At 65.1% G+C, this 25,264-nt stretch carries 27 protein-coding genes; 11 read left to right on the top strand and 16 right to left on the bottom strand.

The features are described from left to right. Positions 1 to 9: 9 nt before the first annotated feature. The 11 genes from AC3WOS_RS15460 to fliE all read right to left on the bottom strand — a co-directional run bounded on the left by AC3WOS_RS15460 (position 10) and on the right by fliE (position 9,642). Positions 10 to 474 (bottom strand): flagellar basal body-associated FliL family protein, encoded by a 465-nt coding sequence (locus AC3WOS_RS15460; protein WP_492716905.1) that lies wholly within the window; start codon positions 472 to 474, stop codon positions 10 to 12. A 7-nt stretch (positions 475 to 481) separates the two neighbouring features. Next, on the bottom strand, positions 482 to 1,822 hold the full coding sequence (locus tag AC3WOS_RS15455) for a flagellar hook-length control protein FliK (RefSeq protein ID WP_492716904.1): 1,341 nt from the start codon (positions 1,820 to 1,822) through the stop codon (positions 482 to 484). After that, positions 1,819 to 2,118 (bottom strand): hypothetical protein, encoded by a 300-nt coding sequence (locus AC3WOS_RS15450; RefSeq protein WP_492716903.1) that lies wholly within the window; start codon positions 2,116 to 2,118, stop codon positions 1,819 to 1,821. The genes AC3WOS_RS15455 and AC3WOS_RS15450 overlap by 4 nt, the downstream gene beginning before the upstream one ends. Positions 2,119 to 2,128: 10 nt before the next feature. Then, positions 2,129 to 2,518 (bottom strand): flagellar export chaperone FliS, encoded by a 390-nt coding sequence (gene fliS / locus AC3WOS_RS15445; protein ID WP_492716902.1) that lies wholly within the window; start codon positions 2,516 to 2,518, stop codon positions 2,129 to 2,131. A 55-nt stretch (positions 2,519 to 2,573) separates the two neighbouring features. Beyond that, the gene (gene fliD, locus AC3WOS_RS15440; RefSeq protein ID WP_492716901.1) at positions 2,574 to 3,974 is read right to left on the bottom strand and encodes a flagellar filament capping protein FliD; all 1,401 of its coding nucleotides are present in this window, start codon (positions 3,972 to 3,974) and stop codon (positions 2,574 to 2,576) included. A 111-nt stretch (positions 3,975 to 4,085) separates the two neighbouring features. Next, complete coding sequence (locus tag AC3WOS_RS15435) at positions 4,086 to 4,517, bottom strand: flagellar export protein FliJ (RefSeq protein ID WP_492716900.1); 432 nt, start codon at positions 4,515 to 4,517, stop codon at positions 4,086 to 4,088. Further along, positions 4,514 to 5,824: a flagellar protein export ATPase FliI gene (gene fliI, locus AC3WOS_RS15430; RefSeq protein WP_492716899.1), complete on the bottom strand. Its 1,311-nt coding sequence runs from the start codon at positions 5,822 to 5,824 to the stop codon at positions 4,514 to 4,516. Before fliI ends, AC3WOS_RS15435 begins: the two co-directional genes overlap by 4 nt. Further along, positions 5,821 to 6,513, bottom strand: coding sequence for a flagellar assembly protein FliH (gene fliH, locus AC3WOS_RS15425; RefSeq protein ID WP_492716898.1), 693 nt, complete (start codon positions 6,511 to 6,513; stop codon positions 5,821 to 5,823). The genes fliI and fliH overlap by 4 nt, the downstream gene beginning before the upstream one ends. Continuing rightward, on the bottom strand, positions 6,510 to 7,544 hold the full coding sequence (locus tag AC3WOS_RS15420) for a flagellar motor switch protein FliG (protein WP_492716897.1): 1,035 nt from the start codon (positions 7,542 to 7,544) through the stop codon (positions 6,510 to 6,512). The genes fliH and AC3WOS_RS15420 overlap by 4 nt, the downstream gene beginning before the upstream one ends. Then, complete coding sequence (gene fliF / locus AC3WOS_RS15415; protein ID WP_492716896.1) at positions 7,528 to 9,282, bottom strand: flagellar basal-body MS-ring/collar protein FliF; 1,755 nt, start codon at positions 9,280 to 9,282, stop codon at positions 7,528 to 7,530. Before fliF ends, AC3WOS_RS15420 begins: the two co-directional genes overlap by 17 nt. Before the next feature lie 18 nt (positions 9,283 to 9,300). Continuing rightward, a complete protein-coding gene (gene fliE, locus AC3WOS_RS15410) occupies positions 9,301 to 9,642 on the bottom strand; it encodes a flagellar hook-basal body complex protein FliE (protein WP_492716895.1) in 342 nt (113 codons plus the stop codon). A 585-nt stretch (positions 9,643 to 10,227) separates the two neighbouring features. Here fliE and AC3WOS_RS15405 point away from each other — a divergent pair. Genes AC3WOS_RS15405 through AC3WOS_RS15375 form a run of 7 tightly spaced genes read left to right on the top strand, consistent with a single transcriptional unit; the run spans position 10,228 to position 16,529 of the window. Continuing rightward, positions 10,228 to 11,082 (top strand): FliM/FliN family flagellar motor switch protein, encoded by an 855-nt coding sequence (locus AC3WOS_RS15405; protein ID WP_492716894.1) that lies wholly within the window; start codon positions 10,228 to 10,230, stop codon positions 11,080 to 11,082. 4 nt (positions 11,083 to 11,086) lie between these two features. Continuing rightward, complete coding sequence (locus AC3WOS_RS15400; protein WP_492716893.1) at positions 11,087 to 11,458, top strand: FliM/FliN family flagellar motor switch protein; 372 nt, start codon at positions 11,087 to 11,089, stop codon at positions 11,456 to 11,458. Continuing rightward, positions 11,455 to 12,231, top strand: a complete 777-nt coding sequence (gene fliP, locus AC3WOS_RS15395) for a flagellar type III secretion system pore protein FliP (protein ID WP_492716892.1) — start codon at positions 11,455 to 11,457, stop codon at positions 12,229 to 12,231. The genes AC3WOS_RS15400 and fliP overlap by 4 nt, the downstream gene beginning before the upstream one ends. 10 nt (positions 12,232 to 12,241) lie before the next feature. Continuing rightward, entirely contained in the window at positions 12,242 to 12,514 is a 273-nt protein-coding gene (locus AC3WOS_RS15390) for a flagellar biosynthetic protein FliQ (protein ID WP_492716891.1), read from the top strand. Between the two features lie 16 nt (positions 12,515 to 12,530). After that, positions 12,531 to 13,313 carry a flagellar biosynthetic protein FliR gene (locus AC3WOS_RS15385; RefSeq protein ID WP_492716890.1) on the top strand — a complete coding sequence of 261 codons (783 nt, stop codon included), beginning with the start codon at positions 12,531 to 12,533 and terminating at the stop codon, positions 13,311 to 13,313. Beyond that, positions 13,306 to 14,445, top strand: coding sequence for an EscU/YscU/HrcU family type III secretion system export apparatus switch protein (locus AC3WOS_RS15380; protein WP_492716889.1), 1,140 nt, complete (start codon positions 13,306 to 13,308; stop codon positions 14,443 to 14,445). The genes AC3WOS_RS15385 and AC3WOS_RS15380 overlap by 8 nt, the downstream gene beginning before the upstream one ends. Beyond that, positions 14,442 to 16,529 (top strand): flagellar biosynthesis protein FlhA, encoded by a 2,088-nt coding sequence (locus AC3WOS_RS15375; RefSeq protein WP_492716888.1) that lies wholly within the window; start codon positions 14,442 to 14,444, stop codon positions 16,527 to 16,529. Before AC3WOS_RS15380 ends, AC3WOS_RS15375 begins: the two co-directional genes overlap by 4 nt. A gap of 105 nt (positions 16,530 to 16,634) precedes the next feature. On the opposite strand, the gene AC3WOS_RS15370 is transcribed toward AC3WOS_RS15375, so the two are convergent. The 3 genes from AC3WOS_RS15370 to AC3WOS_RS15360 all read right to left on the bottom strand — a co-directional run bounded on the left by AC3WOS_RS15370 (position 16,635) and on the right by AC3WOS_RS15360 (position 20,416). Then, positions 16,635 to 17,561 carry a hypothetical protein gene (locus AC3WOS_RS15370; protein ID WP_492716887.1) on the bottom strand — a complete coding sequence of 309 codons (927 nt, stop codon included), beginning with the start codon at positions 17,559 to 17,561 and terminating at the stop codon, positions 16,635 to 16,637. Between the two features lie 98 nt (positions 17,562 to 17,659). Continuing rightward, entirely contained in the window at positions 17,660 to 18,538 is an 879-nt protein-coding gene (locus AC3WOS_RS15365; protein ID WP_492716886.1) for a flagellin N-terminal helical domain-containing protein, read from the bottom strand. Positions 18,539 to 18,787: 249 nt separating this feature from the next. After that, positions 18,788 to 20,416, bottom strand: coding sequence for an electron transfer flavoprotein-ubiquinone oxidoreductase (locus AC3WOS_RS15360; protein WP_492716936.1), 1,629 nt, complete (start codon positions 20,414 to 20,416; stop codon positions 18,788 to 18,790). 233 nt (positions 20,417 to 20,649) lie between these two features. Between AC3WOS_RS15360 and AC3WOS_RS15355 the strand changes: the two genes are divergently transcribed. Then, complete coding sequence (locus tag AC3WOS_RS15355; protein WP_492716885.1) at positions 20,650 to 21,426, top strand: SDR family oxidoreductase; 777 nt, start codon at positions 20,650 to 20,652, stop codon at positions 21,424 to 21,426. 99 nt (positions 21,427 to 21,525) lie between these two features. Here the strand turns inward: AC3WOS_RS15355 and AC3WOS_RS15350 are convergent, their stop codons facing one another. After that, positions 21,526 to 22,089 carry a LuxR C-terminal-related transcriptional regulator gene (locus AC3WOS_RS15350; protein WP_492716884.1) on the bottom strand — a complete coding sequence of 188 codons (564 nt, stop codon included), beginning with the start codon at positions 22,087 to 22,089 and terminating at the stop codon, positions 21,526 to 21,528. 161 nt (positions 22,090 to 22,250) lie between these two features. Here AC3WOS_RS15350 and AC3WOS_RS15345 point away from each other — a divergent pair, with 161 nt between their 5' ends. Both AC3WOS_RS15345 and AC3WOS_RS15340 read left to right on the top strand, forming a co-directional pair. Then, positions 22,251 to 22,949, top strand: a complete 699-nt coding sequence (locus tag AC3WOS_RS15345) for a CoA transferase subunit A (RefSeq protein WP_492716883.1) — start codon at positions 22,251 to 22,253, stop codon at positions 22,947 to 22,949. 33 nt (positions 22,950 to 22,982) lie between these two features. After that, complete coding sequence (locus AC3WOS_RS15340) at positions 22,983 to 23,633, top strand: CoA transferase subunit B (protein WP_492716882.1); 651 nt, start codon at positions 22,983 to 22,985, stop codon at positions 23,631 to 23,633. A gap of 65 nt (positions 23,634 to 23,698) precedes the next feature. On the opposite strand, the gene AC3WOS_RS15335 is transcribed toward AC3WOS_RS15340, so the two are convergent. Further along, the gene (locus tag AC3WOS_RS15335) at positions 23,699 to 24,421 is read right to left on the bottom strand and encodes a transporter substrate-binding domain-containing protein (RefSeq protein WP_492716881.1); all 723 of its coding nucleotides are present in this window, start codon (positions 24,419 to 24,421) and stop codon (positions 23,699 to 23,701) included. 361 nt (positions 24,422 to 24,782) lie between these two features. Between AC3WOS_RS15335 and AC3WOS_RS15330 the strand changes: the two genes are divergently transcribed. Continuing rightward, positions 24,783 to 25,178: a hypothetical protein gene (locus tag AC3WOS_RS15330; RefSeq protein WP_492716880.1), complete on the top strand. Its 396-nt coding sequence runs from the start codon at positions 24,783 to 24,785 to the stop codon at positions 25,176 to 25,178. The last annotated feature ends 86 nt before the right edge of the window (positions 25,179 to 25,264 follow it).

Here is a 25,264-nt window from a genome sequence, read left to right as displayed (position 1 = left end):
CATGTCCGTCTATTCCAGGATCAGCTTGCCGATCATCACTTCGGAAAAGGGTTTGTCGCGCTTGTCGTGGGCGTAGGTTTCATCGAACGCCTTGTTCAGTTCGGCCGCGTACTGGTCGATCGTCATCGTCTGCGCCGTCGCCAGCGGCAGCGCCGACAGGGTGCGCACGGCCACGCTGCGCAGCATCGGCAATTGTTCCTTGGCCACTTTTTCCTTTTCTTCGCTGGTGGTGATCACCAGGTCGGCGGAAAGGTAGTGGGTGGCCGTGTCGCCGGGACTGCGCTTGAGCATGATGATCACTTTCTCCACCGTCAAGTACTTGGGCGGCTTGCCGTCGTCGTGGCGTTCCGCCTTCTTCGCTTCGGCCGGGCCGGCCGCGGCGCCCTTGGACAGATACCAGACGGCGCCGCCGGCGACGCCGGCACCGATCACGGCCACCACCAGGAAGGCGATGATCATCTTCATATTCTTCATCTACGCGTTACTCCCGTTCAGTCGACATGGCAAAGGTGGCGGCGGCGTCGCTGTCGTCGGACAGGGCGCGGCCCGGTGTGCGTGCTGCTTCTTGCTGGTCCTGCTGTTCGCGGCCGCGGCCGTCGCCGCCGGCCAGCATGCCGCGCGGCGCGGCCGACACCGTCACGGCCACGTCGCTGAACTGGCGCTGCGACAGATCCTGCCGCACGCTGTCGCCGATGCTGTTGAGCTGGCGCAACACTTCGCTGTTGTTGGCCGACAGGTTCACCTGCAGCGCGCCGCCCAGGTGGCGGATCGAGATTTCAACCCGGCCCATATTGGGCGGGTCGAGCCGGATCACGGCATGTTCGTCGTTGCGTTGCAGCTGTAATTGGAGCCGCTCGCCCAGCGCCTCGCGCAGCGGCTGTTGCCATTGCTCGGGCGTGCCGGCCAGCTTGACGCTGTCGCCGGCCGGCGCGGCTGGCGCGGCCGCGGCATAGTTGCCGTTGACGGCGGCCGCGGTGGCATCGCTGCGGCTGACGGCGGCGATGGCGTCGTCCTTGCCGGCGCCGGCCAGGGCGCTGCGGATGGCGCCGTCGGCGGCGCTGGCGTCGCTGCGGCGGCTGTCGGCGGCGCGGGCCGGGGCGGCGGAGGCGGATGACGCGGCGGACGGCGGCCAGGGCGTGGCCTGGGCCGCCAGCGCCGGTGCTGGCTGTCCGGCCGGCCCGGTCCGGGCCAGCGCGGCGTCGGCGGCGGCGCGGCCGCTGGCCTGGGCCTGGCCGGCGTCGTCACCGGTACCGCTGGCAGGCGCCTGCTGGCTGGCCGGCACGGGCAAGCTGGCCTGGGTCGCGGCCGCCAGGGCGGCACCGGTGGCCGCACTGTTGGCGGCCGGGACGGCGCCCGGTGCCGGGGCGCTCGTCACGGCCACGCCGGCCGTGCTCAGGTCGAGCCGGGCGCTGGCGCCATGCAGGGCGGCGCTGGTGTTGAGGCTGATGCCGCCGTTGAGCGCGTCCACGCGCGACTGGCCGTCGCCGCCGGTCGCGCCCGCGCCGGCCTGGGACGGCTGCGGCAACGTCACGGCCAGCATGGTGGCGGCCATCGATGCCATGGCGCCGGTGGCGTCGGCCACGGGCGCGGCGGGCGCGCCCGCGTCGTCCGCCGCGGGTGGGGCGTCGCTGTTGGCGGCCGGGGCCGTGCCGGCATCGGGCAGCGTCAGCAGCTGGGCGAACAGGGGCAGGGCGGCCGCCGTCACGGCACCGGCCAGGGTGACGGCGTCGGGTGCGGCGGCGACGGGATCGGCGCCGGCCGCCGGCGGGGCGGTGCAAACTGGCTGGGCGGCGGCAGGGGTGGTGCTGGTCAGTAAGGTCATGCTGGATTTTCCGTGTCGGCGCTGTCGTTAGTCAAGGCGTAGGCGAGCCAGCCCTCTTTATTCGTCTGCATGTCGTGTAATCGTTTTCCCATGTCGTCCGCCGCCGCGTTGCAGCGCGCGAGCGCTTGTTCGTGCAACTGTTGCAGCGCCGTCAGCGCCGTCCGTTCGGCCGGACTCAAGGGGGCCTGGCCGGTCATGGCCGGCAAGGCCGTGGCCAGCATGGTATTGACGGCTGCCAGCGCCGGCCAGTCGTCGTCGGCGAGGGCGGCGCGCAGCTTGTGTGCCAGTTGCAGCAAGGTGCGCTGCCTATCCATTCTTGGCCTGAACACCCAGCCAGCCTTGCTTGATGGTGGTGAGCAGCTTGCTCACTTCGTCGATGAGTTCCGGGTCCATGGTCACGCCGGCCCGGTACAGGCGCGCCGCGCAATAGTCGTACAGCTGGCCCAGGTTGGCCACCACGTCGCCGCCATGTTCGAAGTCCAGCGAGCTCGACAGGCCGTTGATGATTTCCACGCACTTGTTCAGGCTGTTCGCCTTGAGCTCGTAGCGTTTGCCGACGATGTGGCCGCGGGCGCGGGCCAGCTCTTCCAGCAAGCCGTCGGTCAGCACCAGCACCAGCTCGACCGGGGTGGCGCGGGCGGTCTGGGCTTCCAGGTTGACGGCGTGGTAGGAACCGTAGGCTTCTTGATTCATCATGATGTTCACCATTGAAATTAATGCGGGCGGCGGGCGCGCGCGGCGCCCCTCCGCCTCAACTGTTGTTGCTGCCTGAGGAGAACAGGGCCGTAAACAGGTTGGAATTGTTGTTCATTTGTGCCTGCAACTGCTGCAAGGCGGTAAATTGGGTCAGGTAACGCTTGTAGGCGCTGTCGTACTGGGTCTGCAGCACGGCCTGGCGCTCCGTCAGGGCTGACTGCAGCTTGGTGGTGGAGGTTTTGCGGGTGCTGATCTGGCCGTGCGCGATGTCGGTCCACTTGCCGACCAGCGTGTTGAGCGCGCCCAGCGTGCCGGTGGCGGCCGTGGCGCTGCCGAACAGCGTGTCGAGGCCGGTGGGATTGGCGGCGATGGCCTTGCTCAGGCGGCTGCTGTCGAGCGCCAGGCTGCCGTCGCGCTGGGCCGTGATGCCGTAGGCCACCAGGGTCTGGCCGTTGGCGGCCACGGTGCGCACGGCCGCCACCATGCGGTTGCGCAGGGCCGCCACGCCGGCGTCGGCGGCGAACGGGCCGGGGCTGGTTCTCTTGCTGGCGTCGCCGGCCTGGGTCAGGGTGTTGAGCACCGTGTTGAGCGCGTTGTAGGCGTCGACGAATTTCTGCACATTGGCCTTGGTGGCGCTGGCGTCGTTGGCCACCGTCAAGGTGACCGGCGCTTCGGCCGCCGCCTGGGCCTTGGTGATGGTCATGGAGACGTTGTCGATCAGGTTGTAGGTGTTCGACGCCTGCTGCACCTTGGTGCCCGTGCCCTGCGCGCCGACCCAGACGATGGCGTCCTGGGCCGTGATCACCGTCGTCTGGTTGCCGGCGCTCAGCTGGGTCTGCAAGGTGGCGTCCGTCACGCCGCTCGCGTCCAGCGACACGGCGTTGTTCGCCCCCGTCTGGGTGGCGCTCAGCACCAGCGTGGTCTGGCCGTTGATGGTCATGGTGGAGGCCGTCACACGCGAATTATTGCCGGCCGCGATGTTGATGGCGGCCGCCACTTCCTTGGTCGAGAGGGCGTTGTCGTGGTTGCTGTCGGCGTTGGCCAGGTCGATCTGGAACGAGGTGCCGTCGGCCAGGGTGACGCTGAGGGTGCCGGCGCCGGCCGCGGCCGTGTTGTCGGGCACGTTGCCGTACGAAACCTGGCCGGCCGTGGCCAGCTGTTCCACATAGAACGCGTAGGTGCCGGCCACGGCGCTCGACTTGGCGCTGGCCGTGCCGATGGCGGTGTTGCTGAACACGGCGCTGTTGGCCGTGACGGCGTTGGTGGAGGAGGCCAGCGCGTTCAGGGCGCTCTGGAACGCGCTCATGGCCGTACCGAGCGTGCCCAGCGCCGTGGCGGTGGCGTTGGCGCTACTGGTCTGGTCATCCAGGATGGCCTTGTGGCCCGCCACGTAGGCATTGGCCAGGTTGGTGGCAGTGGTGATCGGGTCGTAGGTAGGGCTGTTGATGACTGACATGATCGTGCTCCAGGGAAATTATTAGGAAGTGTACCTCGTTATAAGGCGACCCAAATCGTTTCCATATGAAAATAGTCGGAAAAAAACCTGTCGTGCCACCGTCCGCCTGGCCTATTTCTGGCCGCGGAACCACAATTGCGTTGCCAGTTCGTCATGTTGCTTGCGTTCCTTGACGCTGTGCTGTTGCTGCACCGCCTTGTGCTGTTTGCTGAGCACCTTGTCGAGCACTTCGCGCTTGACCCAGGCCGCGTTGAGCGCCTGCTGCGCCACGGCCATGTCGGCCTCGTGCATGTGCAGGTCGAGCCGGTGGTTGTCGGCCATCTGCATCACCGCTTGCTTGTAGTCGCCGCAGTTGCCGGCCAGGGCCAGCGGCAAATTGCCGGACGCGCCGCTGTTGGTGTAGAGCCCGGTCAGCCGTTCCAGGTTCTTCTGGTAGCGTTCGCGCAAGCTGGTCTTTTCCGCCATGGCCGTCTGCAGCCGTTCCACTTCCGTGTTGCGCAGGGCGACCAGGGTGGTCAGGTTGCGTATCATGTGCTGGCTCATGTCATCAGCCTCTCAAGTTGTTCGACGCAGGCGGGGAAGGGCGCCGCTTCCTTGGTGCCCTGGCACAGGAATTCTTCGATCTGGGGATGCAGGTTGACGGCCTTGTCGGTGACGGGGTCGGCCCCCGGCACGTAGGCGCCCAGCGGGATCAGGTCGCGCACCCGGTCGTGGCGCGCCATGGCCGCCTTCAGGGCGCGCGCGGCCAGCATGTGTTCCTTGCTGATGATCTGGGTCATGCAGCGGCTGATGGAGGCGCCGATGTCGATGGCCGGGTAGTGGCCCCGTTCGGCCAGTTCGCGCGTCATGACGATGTGGCCGTCGAGGATGGCGCGCGCCGTGTCGACCACCGGGTCCTGCTGGTCGTCGCCCTCGGCCAGCACGGTGTAGATGGCGCTCATGCTGCCGGCCGGGTTCTCGCCGTTGCCGGCCGATTCCACCAGTTGCGGCAGGCTGGAGAACACGGATGGCGGATAGCCCTTGGTGGCCGGCGGCTCGCCCAGCGCCAGCGCCACTTCGCGCAGCGCCATCGCATAGCGGGTCAGCGAGTCCACCAGCAGCAGCACGTTCTTGCCCTGGTCGCGGTAGTGGGCCGCGATCGAGTGGCACAGTTCGGTGGCCATGATGCGCATCAGGGGGCTCTCGTCGGCCGGCGCGATCACCAGCACGGCCTTGGCCAAGCCTTCCTTGCCCAGCGACATGTCGACGAATTCGCGCACTTCGCGCGAACGCTCGCCGATCAGGCCCACCACCACCACGTCGGCCACGGTCTGGCGCGTGATCAGGCCCAGCAGCACGGACTTGCCCACGCCGGAGCCGGCCATGAGGCCCACGCGCTGGCCCTTGCCCAGGGTCAGCATGCCATTGATGGCGCGCACGCCCACGTCCAGCGCTTCGGTGACGGGTTTTTTCTTCAGGGGATGGATGCGCGGCGGCAGCGCATCGAGCGGAAATTCGCCGCCCAGCTTGCCCAGCCCGTCGATCGGCTCGCCCAGGCCGTTGACCATGCGGCCCAGCCAGCCGGGGCCGATCTGCAGGCTGACCTTGTCGGGCGTGGGCAGCACGCGCGCGCCCGTGGTCAGGCCGGTGGCCTTCTTGAACGGCATCAGGAATGACAGCTTGTCGCGAAAGCCCACCACCTGGGCGTCCAGCCAGGGGCCGCCCACGGTCTCGATCTGGCAGCGCTGGCCCGTGTGCAGGCGGCAGCCGGCCGCCTCCAGCAGCAGGCCGGAGGCGCCCACCAGGCGCCCGGTCGGGGTGGCCACGGGCACGGCGTCCAGTTCCAGATTGCGTAGCGCGTCGGCTATCATTCTTCGCTCTCGGTCTCGTCGCCGCCGTCGGCAGCCTGTAACTGATTATCGACCTGTTCCATGACGGCAGCAAGGCGTTGATGACATCCGGCATCGACTTCGTTGTCGCCGGCCCGGATCCGGCATTCGCCGGCGTCCAGGCGGGCGTCGCCGATCAGGTTCCAGCGCTTGGCGCGCTTGGGGTCGAGCTCGCTGATGCGCTTCAATTCCTCGGGGTTCAGGTAGACGTCGATCTCTTCCCGGGTGGGCGGCATGGACGCCAGCGTCTCGTCCACCAGGGCCATGATCTGCACCGGCTGCAGGGCCAGTTCGGCCCGGATCACCTGGCGCGCCACCTTGGCCACCAGGTCCACCACTTCCTTGCGCTGGGCGGCGCGGTAGTCGGCCCGCAGCTTTTTCAGGCTCTTGAGCATGGCGTCGACCGGACGGGCCAGCTGGTCGTAGGCCACCAGCGTCTCGTGCCGGCCTTCCGTGCGCCCTTGTTCCTGGCCCTGGGCGCGGCCGGCCTCGTAGCCGTCTTCCTGGCCGCGCGCCAGGCCGATCTCGTAACCGTCCCGCTGGCCCTGCTCGAAGCCCTGGCTGACCGACGCTTGCCACTGGGCGCCGTCGCCGGCGCTGCCGTGCGGCCGCACGGAGGCGGCCATCACCTGCGACAGGGGCGGGAAGCGGTAGGGACGGAATTGCTTCATTCGACCACCGTTTCGGCGAACAGCTGGATCTCGATCTCGCCGGCGTCGGCCAGGGCCTTGACGGTGGCCATGATTTCCTGGCGCGTTTGCTCGATGCGCGACATGGGGATGGGACCGGCGCGCCGCATCATGTCCTCGAAGGCCTGGGCCTGGCGTTTGGGCATGGTCTTGAGCACGGCGTCGCGGATCGACACTTCCGCGCCCTTGAGGGCGATGGCCCACTGTTCCAGCGGCACTTCCTCGATGATGCGGGTGATGGCCACTTCCGACTGGGTCGACAGGATGAAGAAGTCGTACATGGACAGTTCGATCTGGGCCACCACTTCCGGGTCGTGGGCCCGCAGCAGCTCGACCATCTGGGCCCGGTTGCTGGGCAGGCGGTTGAGGATCTCGGCCGCCTGGCGGATGCCCTCCACGCTGGTGCTTTGCATGTCGAACGTGCCCAGGCAGCGCTGCACCAGCTGGTCCAGTTCGAGCAGCAGGTCGCGGTCGATCTCGTCGAGCCGGGCCAGGTTCAGCAGCACCAGGTCGCGCCCTTCGACGGGCAGGGCGTCGATGATCTGGCCGGCCAGGGCCGGCGGCAGGAAGGCCAGGAACACGGCCTGCATGCGCACGTGCTCGTTGGAAATGTATTCGGCCAGCCACTTGGGCGAGGCCCACTGCAGGCGCGCCATCTTGGGCCGCAGCTCGTCGCCGTAGATGCTGTTGAGCACGGTATTGGCGATGTCGCCGCCCAGCGCCAGGTCCAGCGAGCGCTTCAGGTAGCTGCGCGAGGCGCCGTGCACGCCGGACTGCTGGCGGTAGTCGTCAAAGAAGGTTTGCATCGCGTGCTTGACGGACTCGACCTTGATGCCGCTCATGCGCGACATGACCTGGGTCACTTCCAGCAATTCCTCGCGCGACAGGCAGCGCAGCACGGCCGCGGCCGGCTCCTCGCCTATGCTCAGCAGCACGATGGCGGCCTGCTCGACCGGGGTCAGGTAGACCGGTTGCGCTTCCTGGGACTCTTGTATGCTATTGAGCTCGGCCATTTTTCTGCATCCATTGTTTGACGACTTCGGCGACGCGTTCGGGTTCTTTCTCCGCCAGCACCTTCAAGTGATCGACCATCACGTCCACCGGCGAACCGGCCGGCGGCAAGTCATAGTTTTCCAGCAGCGGCACCACCGGCATGCCGGGCGTGCCCCCTTCCACGCCGGGCAGGGCGCCGGCCACGGCAGGGTTGCCGGCCAGGCCGGGCGCGCCCGGCGAGGCGAGGGCGGGCGCGCCGGCGGCCTGGGCCGCCGCCTGGGCTGCGGCCGCCTCGGCCATGCGGCGCTCGGCGGCGATACGCACGGCGGCGGCCGGGCTCGGCGTCAGGCGTACCGTCAGCAGCCGCATCAGGGGCCGCAGCAGCAACAGGTAGCCCAGCAGCGCGCCGACGGCGTACAGGATCCAGGAACTGAAGTCGACCACCGTGTCGCGCTCCTGCCACCATGGGGTCAGCGGCGCCTTGGGCGGGAAGTTCATGGCCGACACCACCAGCTGGTCGCCGCGGTCGGCGTCGATGCCCAGGCCGTTGCGCAGGATCTTGTCGATGTTGGCGATTTCAGCCGGGCTCCAGCCTGTCTTGGGGAAGGGGGCGGCGGCCTGGGCCAGCACGACGGCCACGCTCAGCTTCTGCAGGCGGCCGCGGCTGCGCTTGGTCTGGACGATGCTGCGGTCGTAGGCGTACTGGCGGGTGGTGGCGTTCTTGCGGGCCGTGCCGTCGGCCGGCGGGGTGGCGTCGCCCGGCTTGGCGGCGGCGGCCGGGTCGGCCGCGGCCACCGGCGGCCGGTTCGACAGCGTGCCCGGCACGCCCATCACGAGCCGGTTGCGGTCCTGTTCTTCGCGCGTGGCCTCGCTGGTGACCTTGGGATCGGCGCCGTATTTCTCCACCGTCTCCTCGACCTTGTCGTTGTCGACGGCGGCCGACACGGACAGGCGGAAATTGTCTTCGCCGATGATGGGGCCCAGCAGGTTCTTGACGTTGGCCTTGACATCGTCCTGGTAGCGCTTGCCGTTCTCGCCGCCGGCGTTGGCGGCGTCGAAGCCTTCGCTCAGGTCGACGTGGGACGACAGCAGGTTGCCGCTCTGGTCGACCAGGCTGACGCGCTGCGGACTGAGGCTGGCCACGCTGCCGGCCACCATGTTGACGACGGCGGCGATCGCCTCGGGCGACATGGTGTGGCCCGGCTTGACGGCCACCACCACCGAGGCCGACGATTTTTCGCCGTCCGACGAGACGAACGAGGTGGACTTGGCGATCGACAGGTGGACCCGGGCGTGGGCGATGGCGTCCAGCGTCATGATGGACTGGGCCAGCTCGCCTTCCAGGCCGCGCCGGAAGCGCACATCCTGCACGAACTGGGACACGCCCAGCGGGTCGTTCTTGTCCATCAGCTCCAGGCCGGCCGGCAGCTGGGCCGTGACGCCCTTGGCCGCCAGCAGCATGCGCACCTTGCCCAGCATGCTGCCCGGCACCAGCACCTGGCCGCTGTCGGGATGGAGGCGGTAGGGGATGTGGTCCGTGTCGAGCACGCCCATCATGTCGGAGGCGGCCACTTTCTCGTGGGCGCCGAACACGGGCTTGTAGGACGACTGGTCGTTCCACAGGTACATCAGCACCATGGCCGTGATGCCGATGGCCAGCAGCAGCATCGGATACAGGTTCTTGAGCAGGGTGGGGGGCACGGCGGGCACAGGGCTCGCGCGCCAGCGCCCGAAGGCGGACTTGAGGGTGTCGATCACGTTGGGGCTTCCGCAGGCTTACAGGGGGAGTTTGATCAGTTCGTCGACGGCGCCCATCACCTTGTTGCGTACTTGCATCAACATGGAAAAGGACAGGCTCGCCTCCTGGCTGGACAGCATGGCGCCGACCAGGTCGTCGCTCTTGCCGGCGTCCACGTCGGCCATGCGCTGGGCCGCCAGGCGGTCGTCGTCGTTGACCTTGCCGATGGCGTCGTGCATGGTCTGGGCAAAGGAGAATGCGGGCTGGGACTGGCCGCCGAACTGGGCGGCCGGCGCGACCGTGGCCTGGGCCAGGCTGTCGGCCGCGTTGGTCAGCGATGCCAGGTCGGCCTGGATCAGGGTCGAGATCGTGTTACTCATCTTGCCACCTCCGTTCGTGCAACGTTAATCACGCTTCATAACCTTATCTAGAATGCATGCCGGCAGCAAGCACGTTGTGGTCCGCTGGTGGGCCGGCGCAAGTGCTGCGTGCTGCGCGTCCGGCGCTGGTGTCAACGTTGCGTCGGTCATCTGGAAAGTGTTTGTCGGTTAATGTCTGACATCACGTGCCGGATCGTTGTTCCGGCACAAGTGCCACCTTGATGGCGCGGCGGTTGCGCCGCCGCGGCGGGGGCGGGGCGCGCCATTCCGTTGCTCTTGAGAAGAAACCATTCTTGCACAGCAAATATCGTTATAAATCATCTACAAAGCGACTATCGTTGCGGTACCGGGTGAGAAAAAATGGATGGCCATCTCAGGCTGCGCCAAGCTTACCCGTCAGCAACTTTCCTGTAAAGCCCCATGGGCGAATAAAATATTGATCCTTGGAAATAGTTTGAAATATCATGTATCCTATGCTACCGAGATCGTCCTACTTAAAGTACGATATACCTGACGGCCGATTTCCCCGGCATGGGGGATGGCCTGGCGCCATGGGGCTGCCGCCCAGACCACTAGATGACTACCATGAAACAGACTGCGCCGTATCAAGTGCTCGATCCTTGCCTGTTGGGGCGGCCCGTCCATTTGCTGCACATCTTCGCGGCCCAGCTGCGCGACGACCTGGCCCAGGCCATGCGCCTGAACATGAACCGCCGTTACTGGGGCGCGTTCCACGTCGAGGACGTCGCGTTCAGCCGGCTCGAAGGGCATGAGCCGCGCACCCGCTGGCTCAGCTTCGCCGCGCCGGCCGGCAACATCGCCTTTTCGCTCGAGCGCAAGGTGCTGCTGAGCGTGCTCAACTTCCGCTATGGCCGCAACAAGAACGAGGCGGCCGCGCCCGTCGACGAGAGCGCCGTGCGGGTGACGGCCACCGAGGAGCGGCTCGCTGTGGTGTTGGGGCAACAACTGGCCGGCACCCTGGCCGGACGCATCGAACTGAACCTGCCCCAGTCGGACAAGGCGGCCTTGCCCGCCAGCGACGAATTCAAGCCGGCCACGGGCAACCATCCGCCCAAGGGGACGTGGATCGTCACCGTCACCGTGGCCGAGACGGAGGGCGGCGTGCCCGGGCGCTTCTGGTTCGCGCTCGACAAGAGCCTGATGGCCAGCGTGCTGCGCGGCCTGCTGCCGGAACGGGAGCAGGGCAAGAAAAACAAGAGCGCCGGGCCGCTGGCCCAGCGTCTGCAAGTGGGCCTGCAAGGCCGGCTGGTGAGCAAGGAAGTGGCGCTGGGCAGCCTGTTCGACCTGCAGGTGGGCGACATCATTCCCGTCAGCCTGCACCGGGCCGACGTCTTGCTCGACGATTCGCGCCTGTTTACGGCCGCCGTCACCGAGCACAAGGGCAAACTCTGTTTAACCTCTTTTGAAGATGTCGAATAACATGATGAACATGAACGCAACCACGCCGAGCGACGCCCTGCTGGAAGACTTGTCCGATGAAATGATCATCGACCAGGTGGGCGGCACGCTGGCCGACGAGCCCGAGCCCCGTCCGCGCCGCGACCTGCCGCAAATGATGCGCAAGATCCCCGTCACGCTGACGCTGGAGGTGGGCTCGGCCCGCATCTCGCTGCAGGAACTGATGGCCATCGGGCCCGACAGCGTCGTCGAGCTCGACGTGCTGGCCGGCGAGCCGCTCGTCATCAAGGTCAACGGCACGGCCATCGGCCGCGCCGAAGTGGTGGTGGCCGGCGAGAATTACGGACTCAAAGTGATCGACCTGGACGGACTCAATCTCGACATGATGGCGCCATGACGTGGTGGCCGATGTTGCCGGTGCGCCGGCGCCGGTGGCCGGCGCTGGCGGCCGCCGGTTTGTCGCTGTTGCTGCTGTGCTGCTGGGCGCCCGCCCAGGCGGTGGACTTGCTGGCCAATGTGGTGCCCGGCGCCAAGACCGAACTGACGGTCAAGACCCAGATCCTCATCATCATGACCTTGCTGGGCTTGCTGCCCGTGATGGTGATGATGATGACCAGCTTCACCCGCTTCGTCATCGTGCTGTCGCTGCTGCGCCAGGCCCTGGGCCTGCAGCAGGGCCTGCCCAACCGCATCGTCACCGGCGTGGCCCTGATCCTCACGCTGCTGGTGATGCGCCCCATCGGCGACCAGGTGTGGACGGATGCCTTCGTGCCCTATGACAAGGACAAGATCGGCCTGGAAGAGGCCCTGAAGATCGCCGAAAAGCCCGTCTCGCGCTTCATGCTGGCCCAGACCAGCAAGGCCGCGCTGGCCCAGATCGCCCACCTGGCCGGCGAGGACAAGGTGGCCGTGCCGGCCGAGCACGCCTTTACCGTCAAGCTGGCCGCCTTCGTGCTGTCGGAGCTGAAGACGGCGTTCCAGATCGGCTGCATGCTGTTCATTCCGTTTCTCGTGATCGACCTGGTGGTGTCGTCGGTGCTGATGGCGATGGGCATGATGATGCTGTCGCCGCTGGTCATTTCGCTGCCGTTCAAGCTGCTGCTGTTCGTGCTCGTCGATGGCTGGACCCTGACCGTCAACACGCTCGTGACGAGCATCCAGGCTTACTGACAGGCGCCCTATGCTCACTCCTGAAGTTGCCGTCGACCTGATCGTGGAAGCGCTGCACATCGTGATGCTGCTGGTGGTGCTGCTGGTGGTGCCGGGCCTGGTGACGGGCTTGCTGGTGGCGCTGGTGCAGGCGGCCACCCAGATCAACGAGCAGACCTTGAGTTTCCTGCCGCGCCTGCTGGTGACGCTGCTGGCCATCATCCTCATGGGCCGCTGGATGTCGGGCTACCTGATGGATTTCTGCGTCTCCATCTTCACCCGCGCCGCCACCCTGGTCGGCTAGCGGCCCCGCGCGCACCATGGAACACGTCCTGGACCAGCTGCTGCCCCTGCTCAACGCGCTGTGGTGGCCGTTCTGCCGCGTGCTGGCCATGCTGACGGCCGTGCCGGTGCTGGGCGAGGCCGTCACGCCCGTCACGGTGCGCATCCTGGCCGCGCTGGTGCTGGCCATCCTGATGCTGCCGCTGACCCAGGGCGCGGCCGTGATCGACCCGCTGTCGCTGCAGGGCGTGCTGGCCACGCTGGAGCAGGCCGTGATCGGCGGCGTGCTGGGGCTGGCGTTCCACTTCGCCATGTCCGTGATCGGCGTGCTCGGCTTTCTCGTCTCGTCCCAGGTGGGCTTTTCCATGGCCGTGATGAACGACCCCATGAACGGCCAGTCGTCGGACGTGGTGTCGGCCCTGCTGTCGGTGCTGGCCATCATCGTGTTCTTTTCCATCGACGGCCACCTGGTGGTGGCCGGCGTGATCGGGCAAAGCTTCAAGGCCTGGCCGCTGGGCCATGGCTACGGCCCGCTGCTGCTGCAAAGCGTGGCCTACAACGCGGCCTGGATCTTCTCGGCCGCCATGCTGCTGGCCATGCCCGTCGTGTTCTCGACCCTGGTGGTGCAGCTGGGCTTCGGCTTCCTGAACCGGGTGGCGCCCACCCTGAACCTGTTCGCGCTGGGCTTTTCCGTCATCACCCTGTTCGGCCTGTTGATGCTGGGGCAGGTGGTGCGTTTCGTCCCCGAGCACTATGTGCGCATGACGGGCCAGGTGCTGGAACTGATACGGCAACAGATGCAGGCGGCGGGCCATGGCTGAATCGAGTACGGGCGACAAGACCGAAAAGGCGTCACAGCAGAAGCTGAAGAAGTCGCGCCAGGAAGGGCAGGTGGTGCGCTCGCGCGACCTGTCGACGGCGATCGGCATCCTGGTCAGCCTCAAGCTGTTCGTCTACCTGCTGCCGTCGTATTTCCGCCAGTTTCAGGCCATCTTCGAACTCGGTTTCGCGCCGCTGGGCAGCGTGGGCGCCATCGACAACGCGCTGTCGGTGGTGTTCGGCGAAGCCATGTGGCTGCTGGTGCAGATGGTGCTGCCGCTGTTCGTGGTGCCGCTGTTCATCGTGCTGGGCGCCATGGTGCCGGGCGGCTGGGTCATCAGCATGAGCCACTGGGAACCGAAGATGGAGCGCCTCAGTCCGGCGGCCAACCTGGGCCGGCTGTTCTCGTCCAAGCATGGTTTCGAGTTGCTGGTGTCGGTCGGCAAGGCTAGCGTGCTGATCTGGGTGCTGGTGCACGTGGCCCGTTCCACCGTCAAGGATTACACTCAGCTCGAGCACATGGCCATGGGCCAGGCCATGATGGCCGGCTCGAGCCTGATGCTGGACGGCTTGATGTCGCTGGTGTCCGTGTTTATCATCTTCGCCGTGATCGACGTGCCGGCCCAGGCGTATTTCTTCGCCAAGAACCAGCGCATGAGCAAGCAGGACATGAAGGAAGAGCACAAAAGCAACGAAGGCCGGCCCGAGGTGAAAAACCGCATCCGCCAGCTGCAGCGCCAGCTGGCCCGGCGCAGCGCGCGCAAGACGGTGCCCACGGCCGACGTCGTGATCGTCAACCCGGAGCACTACGCGGTGGCCCTGAAGTACGACCTGAACAAGGCCGAGGCGCCCTTTGTGGTGGCCAAGGGGGTGGACGAGATGGCGCTCTACATCCGCCAGCTGGCCGTCGAATTCAAGATCGAGGTGCTGCCCCTGCCGCCGCTGGCGCGGGCCATCTACAACACCAGCCAGGTCAACCAGCAGATCCCGGTGCAGCTGTACCAGGCCGTGTCGCAGGTGTTGAACTATGTGCTGCAGCTGCAGGCATTCCGTACTGGGCGGCGCGCCGTCCAGCCAGCATTCCCTAACGAGGTGGTCGTACCACCGGCATTGAGCGAGGTTGTCCCGTCATGAATTTCCTGAACCGCCTGGTCGCCGAAATGCGCCGCCACAAGTTCGCCACCCCGGCCTTCCTGATGGTGATCCTGGCCATGATCATCCTGCCGCTGCCGCCGGCGCTGCTGGACGTCATGTTCACCTTCAACATCGTGCTGGCCCTGATCGTGATCCTGGTCAGCGTGACGGCAAGGCGGCCGCTGGACTTCTCCGTGTTCCCCACGGTGATCCTGGCCACCACCATGCTGCGCCTGACGCTGAACGTGGCCTCGACCCGGGTGGTGCTGCTGCATGGCCACGAAGGCACGGCCGCCGCCGGCCTGGTGATCGAAGCGTTCGGCAAGGTCGTCATCGGCGGCAATTACGTGGTCGGCATGGTGGTGTTCGTGATCCTGATGATCATCAACTTCGTCGTCGTCACCAAGGGCGCCGAGCGCATTTCGGAAGTGTCGGCCCGCTTCACGCTGGACGCGCTGCCGGGCAAGCAGATGGCCATCGATGCCGACCTGAACGCCGGCCTGATCAACCAGGAAAAAGCCCAGGCGCGCCGGCTGGAAGTGGCGGCCGAGGCCGACTTCTACGGCGCCATGGATGGCGCCTCCAAGTTCGTGCGAGGCGACGCCGTGGCCAGCATCCTGGTGCTCATCATCAACATGGTGGGCGGGGTGGCAATCGGCGCCGTGATGCACGACCTCAGTTTCGGCGATGCGTTCCGCCAGTACGCGCTGCTGACCATCGGTGACGGCCTGGTGGCCCAGGTGCCGGCCCTGCTGTTGTCGGCCGCGGCCGCCATCCTGGTGACCCGCATCAGCGACGCGGGCGACTTCGAGCAGCAGGTGGGCAGCCAGCTGCTGGCCTCGCCGTCCGTGATCCTGTCGGCGTCCGGCATGATGTTCGTGCTGGCCCTGGTGCCGGGCATGCCGTGGGCCATGTTCCTCACCTTTGCCGCCGTGCTGGCCTATGTCGGCTACCGCCTGGGCCAGCGGGTCAAGGCGCCCGAGACGGACGCGCTGGCCGCCATCGAGGCGGCCCTGCGCGACGAAAAGGTGGCGGAACTGGACTGGCAAAGCCTGCCGGCCGTGCAGCCGCTGCAGGTGACGCTGGGCTACAAACTGGTGGGCCTGATCGACAAGGCCCATGGCGAGCCGCTGGCCAAGCGGGTCAAGGGCGTGCGCCAGAGCCTGTCCGAAGCGATGGGCTTGCTGCTGCCGCCCATCACCGTGCGCGACGACCTGGGCTTGAAGCCGTCCCAGTATGCCGTGGTGCTGTCGGGCAGCGTGGTGGCCCAGGCTGAAGTGTTCCCGGACCGGCTGATGGCCATCCCGTCGCCCAATGTGTATGGCCAGATCGACGGCATCCCCGGCGTCGAGCCGGCCTATGGCATGCCCGTCACGTGGATCGAAGCGGGCGAGAAGGCCAACGCGCTGGGGCTCGGTTACCAGGTGGTGGAGGCGCCCAGCGCCATCGCCACCCACTTGTCCAAGCTGATCCGCGAATACCTGCCCGAACTGTTCCGCCATGAAGACGTGCCGGCCATGATGGAGCGGCTGACGGCGCTCTCGCCCAAGCTCGCTTCGGCGCTCGACAAGGCCCTGACCCACACCCAGATCCTGCGCGTGTTCCGCGTGCTGCTGGCCGAGAACGTGTCGCTGAAGGATATCGTGCCCATCGCCACCACCCTGGTCGACAGTTCGGAGACCACCAAGGACCCCATCCTGCTGGCGGCCGAAGTGCGCTGCGCGCTGCGGCGCCAGATCGTCACCGGCCTGTTCGGGCAGAAGACGGAGATGCAGGCCTTCAATCTCGGTGGCGAGCTGGAGAACATGCTGCTCGGTTCGCTCAACCAGGCGCGCCAGAGCGGCAAGGTGGTGCTGGACAACTACCCGATCGACCCGCACCTGCTGGCCCAGCTGCAGGTCAACATGCCGGTGGCGCGCGAGCAGATGAAGCAGCAGGCCACGCCGCCGTTGTTGCTGGTGTTGCCGCAGATCCGGCCGCTGCTGGCGCGCTACGCCCGCCTGTTCGCGCCCGGCCTGCACGTGCTGTCCTACAACGAGATCCCCGAGAACCGGGAAGTGAGCATCATCGGCACGGTGGGCTAGCAAGAACCGGGGACGTAACACGGTTTGGAAGCCGGGGAAAAAATGGGGACGTACCCCATTTCCGCGGAAATGGGGTACGTCCCCATTTTTTCGTCCCGTTTTTTTTCAGGCCGATTCGGAGTACAGGTCGTCCGGCGGCAGGGGGTGGGACAGCAGCACGGCCACTTCGGCCATGGCCTTGAAGACGATCGGGGTCAGGGCGGCGATCTGGGCCCGCTCCGGGTAGTGATGGGTCGCCAGCGGCACTTCGCGCACCAGGCGGCAGCGGATGATGGTCAGGCCGGCCCGGCTGACCGTGGCCGCCACCTGGGGCAGCATTTCACGCATGTGCTGCATGGCCGAACTTTGCTGGGCGCCCACTTCCAGCACCACGCCGCCACCGGCCGGCTCCATCTGGATCACCACCCGGCCTATGCCGGGCAGCATCAATTCCAGCCGTAACGCCACGCGCGGGCCGCGCCGGCGCGGATGGTCGTCGTCGCCATCCTGGTCCCGGATGACCACCCGCAGCACCAGTTGCTCGGCGCCCCAGGCATAGACGGCGAAACGCCACGGCTCCAGTTCCGTCACCAGGGGCGGCGCCCCGCGGCCTTCGCGCAGCACGGCCGGCGTGTGGTCGGCCATGAACAGGCTGGACGGGACGTGCTGGCCGTTGGCCTGTTCCTGCAGGGCGGCGCGTTGCTGGGCGTAGGTGTAGACCATGACGGCCCAGGAGCCGGCCATGCTGGCCGTGTCGGGCGGGGCCCAGACCAGCTGGCGCGACAGGAAGACCTGGTTGGGGTGCATGGCGGCCGGATCGCCGGCGTTGGGGGTGTCGGCCGCCAGCTGGGCGGCCAGGGTGTCGAGCCCGGCATGCGGCAGGGGCAGGCCTTCGGCGCCATCGACCAGCAGGCCGGCCTCGACCGGCAGGGCGGGGGCGAGCGGATAGTCGCCGCCATCGCCGCCGGTGGCCGCACCCGGCTGCGGCTGCGGGTGGGGGCGGTCCGGCACGCTCAGCGGTGCGGTGGTGGGTCCGATGCGGTCAAATGCCATGGTGCTAACTCGTGTCTCGCAGGCCAAAAAAAAGCCAACCGGATCGCCGGTTGGCTCCTGGTGCTCCTGTCTGCAGGCAGATCAGGGCAGCGCTACAGTTATTGCAGCAGGGACATAACCAGCGACGAGGTGCTGTTGCTTTGCTTCAGCATCGCGGTACCGGCTTGCAGCAGCATCTGGCTCGAGGTCATGTTCGACGATTCGGTCGCGAAGTCGGTGTCCATGATACGGCCGGTTGCGGCCTTGGTGTTGGTCGAGACGTTGGCCAGGTTGTTGTACACGTGGTCCAGGCGGTTCGATGCTGCACCCAGTTGCGAGCGGACGGTGCCGACGTCATCGATTGCGGTCTTCAGCAGGTCGATGGTGGCGCCCGCGGAGGCGGTCAGTTCCGTGCCGGAAGGGGTGGCGGCAACGCCGGTGCTGACATAGCCGGAAGCGGCGGCCAGGATCGATGCGTGCATGGTGCTGATCTGGGTCGACACATTCACGTTCATCTTTTCCGCGGTCGATGCGCCGATCTGGAAGTCGACGCCGGCAGCGACAGCGAAGGTGCCGGTGGTATCGTTCATCAGCTTCTGGCCGCCGAACGAGGTATTGCCGACGATGTTGGTCAGTTCCTGGGTCAGCGCGTCGAATTCAGACTGCATGGCGGTCTTGTCCGAAGCGTTGGACGAGCCGTCTGCTGCCTGGGTGGCCAGGTCTTTCATGCGGATCAGGATGTTGGTGGTCTCATCCAGCGCGCCTTCGGCCGTTTGCATCATGGAAATCGAATTCTGGGTGTTGCGCATTGCCACAGCCATACCGCTGGTCTGTGCTTTCAGACGGGTTGCGATCTGCAGGCCGGCAGCGTCGTCCATTGCCGAGTTAATGCGGAAACCGGTGCTCAGGCGGGTCTGCGAAGTCGACAGGCTGCCCTGGGTGCGCGTGATCGAGTTCTGTGCGGAAAGGGCCGCAGCATTGGTGTGAAGGCTCAGCATGAAATAACTCCTGGTAGGTGGATTCAGTTCGGAGCAACGGACTCTTTGTGCTCTCCCAAGTACAAGACGACCGTTTCGGGTGGGACATTAAATGCTTCGTGGAAATTTTTAAAAATATTTGTCACGGGTGCCGCCTGAGCCCGTCTGTAGGCGTGCCACGGCTCGATTATGGCCGCTTTCTGATGCCCTTGGCGAAAAAAAACAGCGCGGGGTGCAAGCACGCCGCGCTGTCAAGTTGCTATCTACTGCTTACATGTTCGGGTAGTTCGGGCCGCCGCCGCCTTCCGGCGTGATCCAGACGATGTTCTGGGTCGGGTCCTTGATGTCGCACGTCTTGCAGTGGACGCAGTTCTGGGCGTTGATCTGCAGCCGGTCCTGGCCATCGTCCGTCTTCATGAACTCATACACGCCGGCCGGGCAGTAGCGCGCCTCCGGGCCCGCATACTGGCGCAGGTTGATGTCCACCGGCACGCTGGCGTTCTTCAGCGTCAGGTGCACGGGCTGGTCTTCCGCGTGGTTGGTGTTGGAAATGAACACCGAGGACAGGCGGTCGAAGGTCAGCTTGCCGTCCGGCTTGGGGTAGACGATGGGCTGGAACTGGCTGGCCGGCTTCAGGCACTCGTGGTCGGCGTGGCTGTGGTGCAGCGTCCATGGCGCCTTGCCGCGGAAGATGATCTGGTCGATGCCCGTCATCAGGGCGCCCACGTACAGGCCCATGTTCAGGTAAGGCTTGACGTTGCGCGCCACGTGCAGCTCTTCGTGCAGCCACGATTGCTCGAAGGCGACCGGGTAGCTGGCCAGTTCGTCGTGCTGGCGGCTCTCGCCCAGCGCGGCAAAGACCGACTCGGCGGCCAGCATGCCGGACTTGATGGCGGCGTGGCTGCCCTTGATGCGGCTCATGTTGAGGAAGCCGGCGTCGCAGCCGATCAGGGCGCCGCCCGGGAATACTAGCTTGGGCAACGATTGCAGGCCGCCGGCCGTGATGGCGCGGGCGCCGTAGGAGATGCGCTTGGCGCCTTCGAAGAAGGTGCGGATGGCCGGGTGGGTCTTGTAGCGCTGGAATTCCTCGTACGGCGACAGGTAGGGGTTCTCATAGTTCAGGCCGACCACATAGCCCACCATGACCTGGTTGTTTTCCAGGTGATACAGGAAGGAGCCGCCATAGGTCTTGGAGTCCAGCGGCCAGCCGGTGGTGTGGATCACCAGGCCAGGCTGATGCTTGGCCGGGTCGATTTCCCACAGTTCCTTGATGCCGATGCCGTACGACTGCGGGTCCTTGCCCTTGTTCAGGTCGTACTTGGCCATCAGCTGCTTGCCCAGGTGGCCACGCGCGCCTTCGGCGAACAGCGTGTACTTGCCGTGCAGTTCCATGCCCAGCTGGAAATTGGGGCCGGCGTTGCCTTCGCGGTCCACGCCCATGTTGCCGGTGGCCACGCCCTTGACGGAGCCGTCGTCGTTGTACAGGATTTCGGCGGCCGGGAAGCCGGGGAAGATTTCCACCCCCAGCGCTTCGGCCTGCTGGCCCAGCCAGCGCACCACGTTACCGAGCGAAATGACGTAGTTGCCATGGTTTTCGAAACAGGCCGGCAGCGCGAAGTTAGGCGTCTTGTAGGCTTTGGTTTCGGTCAGGAACAGCACGCGGTCTTCCGTCACCTCGGTGTTGAGGGGCGCGCCCAGTTCCTTCCAGTTCGGAATCAGCTCGGTGAGCGCCTTGGGGTCCATCACGGCGCCCGACAGGATGTGCGCGCCCAGCTCGCCGCCTTTTTCCAACACGACGACGGACACTTCCTGGCCTTTGTCGGCGGCCATCTGCTTGATCTTGATGGCGGCCGACAAGCCGGCAGGGCCGCCGCCGACGATCACGACGTCATACTCCATCGCATCGCGTGGGCCGTACTGTTCAACTAGGTTATTGGGCTGTGTCATGGTGTGTTCTTATGAGGAGGAGAGAAAAATTTTAGCACGAGTGTGCTTCTTTTTGCTGCCGAATGCAACGCCGGCGACATTTTGCGGCACATTATTAGATGCTGCAATCTAATACTGGCAATTTGTGTAATCATTACGTTGGACTGCATCAGTGGGTCTGCCATCAAAAATACAGGGAGTAGCTCGTGGGTATAGAAGTCAACTTTGAGGGAAAAATTGCGCTGATCACCGGCGCCTCCAGCGGTCTGGGAGCCCGTTTTGCCAAAGTGCTGGCCCAGGCCGGCGCCCAGGTCGTGCTCGCTTCGCGCCGTACCGAGCGTCTGAAGGAACTGCGGGCCGAGATCGAGGCCGACGGCGGCGCGGCCCACGTGGTCAGCCTGGACGTGACGGATTTCGCCAGCATCAAGTCGGCCATCGCCCACGCCGAGACGGAAGCGGGACCGATCGACATCCTGGTCAACAACTCCGGCGTGTCGACCACCCAGCGCCTGGTGGACGTGACGCCGGAAGACTACAGCTTCATCATGGATACCAATTTGCGCGGCGCCTTTTTCGTGGCCCAGCAGACGGCCAAGCGCATGATCGCGCGCGCCAAGGGTGATCCCAAAAAACAACACCGCATCATCAACATCGCCTCCGTGGCCGGCTTGCGGGTGCTGCCCCAGATCGGCGTCTATTGCATGAGCAAGGCGGGCGTGGTGCAGATGACCAAGGCCATGGCGGTGGAGTGGGGCAAGTATGGCATCAACACCAACGCCATCTGCCCCGGCTATATTTCCACGGAAATCAACGAGGATTATTTTGCCAGCGAGCAGGGCCAGAAGCTGGTCGAGATGCTGCCGCGCAAGCGGCCCGGTAAGCCGGAAGACCTGGACGGCCTGATGCTGCTGCTGGCCGGCGACGAGTCGCATTTCATCAACGGCGCCATCATTTCGGCCGACGACGGCATGCTGGCCATGTAACGGGCGAGCGCAACAGGGGCCCGTTGGCATGGCGGCAGCGTGCCGCGGCGCCTGGCCCCTTGCACCTCGATGCGGAACCGTCAGGCTGTTGCCTGACGGTTACAGCTGATGCAGGCCCACCAGCTTGTGCACCAGTTCGGAAGACGTGCCGGCGTTGAATTTGCGCATCAGCTTGGCGCGATGCATTTCCACCGTGCGCGGGCTCAGGTCGACCTGGCGTGCGATCACCTTGCTGGTCTTGCCTTCCACCAGCAGGGCGGCGATTTCCCGTTCGCGCGGCGTCAGTTCGGCCGTGACGGGGCGCTTCTCGCTCACGTCCTCGAAAGTCCAGATGCCCGGCCCCAGCGGTTCGTTGGCCTTGAGCGCATGGCCCGTCACGTGGCACCAGAACAGTTCGTCGTTGGCGCGGCGCATGATGCGCTCGTCCGAATAACGGCCCTTGGCGTTCATGATGGGAATGATGCGGTCGCCCGTGCGCAGGAATTCGTCCATGGTGGGGTACAGGGCGCGGAACGACAGGCCCTGCAGCGCCTCGCGCGTGTAGCCGAACATGGCCGCCAATGCTTCGTTGCAAGCCTGGATCACGCGGTTTTCGGAAATGCACATGCCTACCGGCGCATGCAGGAAGATGGATTCGTAATCGATGTCGGACGGTGCGTTCATGTAGGGCGAAATCAACTCGGGTGACAGGCAAACAGGGTAAAAAGGAGGGCGGCGCGCCGGTAGTTCTACGGTATTGTGCTTTTAATGTGCGTATTCTATGCTCATACGCTCTTCGCCGAATAACGCGAGCGACACAGCTTATCAAAAGAAAAGGGACACGTATGAATAAAGTTTATCCCGATGCCGCCGCCGCCCTGGCCGGTATCGTCCAGGATGGTCAAACCATCGCCGTCGGCGGCTTCGGCCTGTGCGGCATTCCCGAAGCCCTGATCGCCGCCCTGCGCGATTCCGGCGTCAAAGGCCTGACGGCCATATCCAACAACGCCGGCGTCGATGGTTTCGGCCTGGGCCAGCTGCTCGAGACGCGCCAGATCCGCAAGATGATTTCGTCCTACGTGGGCGAGAACAAGGAATTCGCGCGCCAATACCTGGCCGGTGAACTGGAACTGGAATTCACGCCCCAGGGCACGCTGGCCGAAAAGCTGCGCGCCGGCGGCGCCGGCATCCCGGCCTTCTTCACCAAGACGGGCGTGGGCACGATCGTGGCCGAAGGCAAGGAAATCCGTGAATTCGACGGCGAAGCATACGTGATGGAGCGCAGCCTGGTGGCCGACGTGTCGCTGGTCAAGGCCTGGAAGGCCGACAAGGCCGGCAACCTGATATTCCGCAAGACGGCGCGCAACTTCAATCCCAACGTGGCCATGGCCGGCAAGATTACGGTGGTGGAAGTGGAGCAGCTGGTCGAGACGGGCGAGATCGATCCGGACCAGGTGCACCTGCCCAGCATTTTCGTGCACCGCATCGTGGTCAACGCCACGCCGGAAAAACGCATCGAACAGCGCACCGTGCGCGCCAACTGAGGCTTGCGCCACCAAAACAAGACGGAGATTACTATGGCATGGACTCGTGACGAAATGGCCGCGCGCGCGGCGAAGGAATTGCAGGACGGTTTTTATGTGAACCTGGGCATAGGCTTGCCCACGCTGGTGGCCAACTACGTGCCCAGCGATATCGAAGTGTTCCTGCAGTCGGAAAACGGCTTGCTGGGCATCGGCCCGTTCCCGACGGAAGCGGAAGTGGATGCGGACCTGATCAATGCGGGCAAGCAGACCGTGACGGCGCTGCCCGGTTCGGCCTACTTCAGCTCGGCCGACTCGTTCGGCATGATCCGCGGCGGCAAGATCAACCTGGCCATCCTGGGCGCGATGCAGGTGTCGGAACATGGCGACCTGGCCAACTGGATGATTCCGGGCAAGATGGTCAAGGGCATGGGCGGCGCCATGGACCTGGTGGCCGGCGTCAAGCGCGTGGTGGTGCTGATGGAGCACGTGGCCACGGCCAAGGACGGCAGCACTTCGCATAAGCTGCTCAAGCATTGCGATTTGCCGCTGACGGGCGTGGGCGTGGTGGACTTGATCATCACCGACCTGGGCGTGATGGAAGTGACGGGCAAGGGCTTGAAGCTGATCGAACTGGCGCCCGGCGTCAGCAAGGAGCAGGTGCAGGCTGCTACGGGTGTCGAGCTGGACATGTCGGCCGTATAAATCGTCGCAGATGTTGAACTGGAGACGGCGCGCCTTGGGTGCGCCGTTTTGCATTTCTGCTCTCCCTACGGTTGCCAGTTACTGTAGGGCAGGTCCACCGGTCCTTCTATTTCCGCCAGTTCGCCACTGTCTTTCAGTTTTTCCAGCGCCTTGGATAAGATGGCGGCCACCTGATAACCGCGCTCGGTGCGCGGATAGATGATTTTCACATCGAAGCGATGATAAAAACTTCTATGGATATTGGACAGTTCAAGCGCCTTCAGGACGGGATCGGCCGCGGAATCAGCAAAAATATAGCCGTCGATTCTCCCCAAACTGAGCATCTTGAGACTTAATTCTATGCTGTTCGATGGAATGACATGGAACGGGAAATAGTCCACATGCGCGCGGTCGGACGCAATGACGTGGTTCGCCAGATTGTCCAGCGTCACACCGCTGCCCTTGCGCGTATAGAGTACGAAATTGACGTGAAAAATGGTCTCCCTGGAATAGAAAAACTTGAGGTCATTTTCGGAAACCACCGTATTGCGGATAAGCGGAATGTGAAAGTCGGCCAGGCTGGACTCCACGTTGGTGACGGAGCGGGCGAATGGATAGATATCGTAGCGGATGTCGGTCCCGGATGCCTTGGCCAAGGCTTGGACCAGCCTGACTTGTATGCCTTCAGATTTGCTTGGCGCGTGGACCGGCATGCGCGCTAACGACGCCACGATCGGCTGGGCTGCTTGCGCGCAGACAAACGCGCACATGGCCAGCAGCAGGGAAAATGTGATTTTTACGATCTTCATGTCTTGGTGCGGCGCCTGCGCATTAGCATATGCCAGTATCGTGCCGGGCCGCAGCGCGCAGGCTGGATGATCAAACGGGAGGGCACGGCATGGCAACCGACTGCTACTGGCCGGTAGTGGCCCATGACGACTCTAACTCATCTGGCCGATGTTGTCAGTTCAAGTCTGGACTATTACCCACCAGCGTATTTGCATGGGCCGTCGCTGTGCGGCCGCTGCTGCTTGCCATTAGCGCCCCGCGCTTGCCATATGCAAGCTGCCTGATAATTAAAATGGTCGTTTAGATAATCGACTGCTATAGTGGTATGGCAGTCCCTGCATGGCGATCCCCGCGCCGCGCCACCCCACCAGGAGCATATTGATGAGCTCGCCACAACCTTTTGTGCCGTTCGGTAATCCGCCGCAACTGACGGCAACGCAAGCGGCCAATCTGACCATCGCTCTCGTGCAGGCGATGAAGGAATCGACCGCAAATATCCAGTTGCCCGACGTCGCTTCCGCCGGCTATAGCGTGGTCGCCGGCATCGTCAAAGGCAAGTTCGGCCTGCTGGCGACGATACCTGAGCTGGTATGGGCGGTTGCGAATCGGGATTGGACCAAGGTCCAAGGCATCATCTTTGACCAGGTAATGAGCATCGCCAGCCTGGACGATTTGCTGAGCCTGGCGGAAGCGATCAAGACGGTCGACAACGGCAGGGCATATGCGTCGCTCATGAAAAACATCAACTACAAGCGGGCATTGGACAAGTTCGACTAGCCGGCCGCAGCCGGCCGACGGAACAGGTTCGCGAAGCCACCTGTCGCGGACTGGCCGCCGCCAAAGCAAACGGCCCCGCACTGTGC

Source organism: Rugamonas sp. FW305-51, assembly GCF_058786935.1.
Note: the sequence above shows the minus strand (reverse complement) of the source record. Positions and strands in the feature narration are given on the sequence as shown.

Coding starts and splice junctions, on each gene's coding strand:
- AC3WOS_RS15460 (WP_492716905.1), bottom strand. CDS start 474: ATGAAGAATATGAAGATGATCATCGCCTTCCTGGTGGTGGCCGTGATC.
- AC3WOS_RS15455 (WP_492716904.1), bottom strand. CDS start 1,822: ATGACCTTACTGACCAGCACCACCCCTGCCGCCGCCCAGCCAGTTTGC.
- fliS (WP_492716902.1), bottom strand. CDS start 2,518: ATGATGAATCAAGAAGCCTACGGTTCCTACCACGCCGTCAACCTGGAA.
- fliD (WP_492716901.1), bottom strand. CDS start 3,974: ATGTCAGTCATCAACAGCCCTACCTACGACCCGATCACCACTGCCACC.
- AC3WOS_RS15435 (WP_492716900.1), bottom strand. CDS start 4,517: ATGAGCCAGCACATGATACGCAACCTGACCACCCTGGTCGCCCTGCGC.
- fliI (WP_492716899.1), bottom strand. CDS start 5,824: ATGATAGCCGACGCGCTACGCAATCTGGAACTGGACGCCGTGCCCGTG.
- fliH (WP_492716898.1), bottom strand. CDS start 6,513: ATGAAGCAATTCCGTCCCTACCGCTTCCCGCCCCTGTCGCAGGTGATG.
- AC3WOS_RS15420 (WP_492716897.1), bottom strand. CDS start 7,544: ATGGCCGAGCTCAATAGCATACAAGAGTCCCAGGAAGCGCAACCGGTC.
- fliE (WP_492716895.1), bottom strand. CDS start 9,642: ATGAGTAACACGATCTCGACCCTGATCCAGGCCGACCTGGCATCGCTG.
- AC3WOS_RS15405 (WP_492716894.1), top strand. CDS start 10,228: ATGAAACAGACTGCGCCGTATCAAGTGCTCGATCCTTGCCTGTTGGGG.
- AC3WOS_RS15400 (WP_492716893.1), top strand. CDS start 11,087: ATGAACATGAACGCAACCACGCCGAGCGACGCCCTGCTGGAAGACTTG.
- fliP (WP_492716892.1), top strand. CDS start 11,455: ATGACGTGGTGGCCGATGTTGCCGGTGCGCCGGCGCCGGTGGCCGGCG.
- AC3WOS_RS15390 (WP_492716891.1), top strand. CDS start 12,242: ATGCTCACTCCTGAAGTTGCCGTCGACCTGATCGTGGAAGCGCTGCAC.
- AC3WOS_RS15385 (WP_492716890.1), top strand. CDS start 12,531: ATGGAACACGTCCTGGACCAGCTGCTGCCCCTGCTCAACGCGCTGTGG.
- AC3WOS_RS15380 (WP_492716889.1), top strand. CDS start 13,306: ATGGCTGAATCGAGTACGGGCGACAAGACCGAAAAGGCGTCACAGCAG.
- AC3WOS_RS15375 (WP_492716888.1), top strand. CDS start 14,442: ATGAATTTCCTGAACCGCCTGGTCGCCGAAATGCGCCGCCACAAGTTC.
- AC3WOS_RS15370 (WP_492716887.1), bottom strand. CDS start 17,561: ATGGCATTTGACCGCATCGGACCCACCACCGCACCGCTGAGCGTGCCG.
- AC3WOS_RS15365 (WP_492716886.1), bottom strand. CDS start 18,538: ATGCTGAGCCTTCACACCAATGCTGCGGCCCTTTCCGCACAGAACTCG.
- AC3WOS_RS15360 (WP_492716936.1), bottom strand. CDS start 20,416: ATGGAGTATGACGTCGTGATCGTCGGCGGCGGCCCTGCCGGCTTGTCG.
- AC3WOS_RS15350 (WP_492716884.1), bottom strand. CDS start 22,089: ATGAACGCACCGTCCGACATCGATTACGAATCCATCTTCCTGCATGCG.
- AC3WOS_RS15345 (WP_492716883.1), top strand. CDS start 22,251: ATGAATAAAGTTTATCCCGATGCCGCCGCCGCCCTGGCCGGTATCGTC.
- AC3WOS_RS15340 (WP_492716882.1), top strand. CDS start 22,983: ATGGCATGGACTCGTGACGAAATGGCCGCGCGCGCGGCGAAGGAATTG.
- AC3WOS_RS15335 (WP_492716881.1), bottom strand. CDS start 24,421: ATGAAGATCGTAAAAATCACATTTTCCCTGCTGCTGGCCATGTGCGCG.
- AC3WOS_RS15330 (WP_492716880.1), top strand. CDS start 24,783: ATGAGCTCGCCACAACCTTTTGTGCCGTTCGGTAATCCGCCGCAACTG.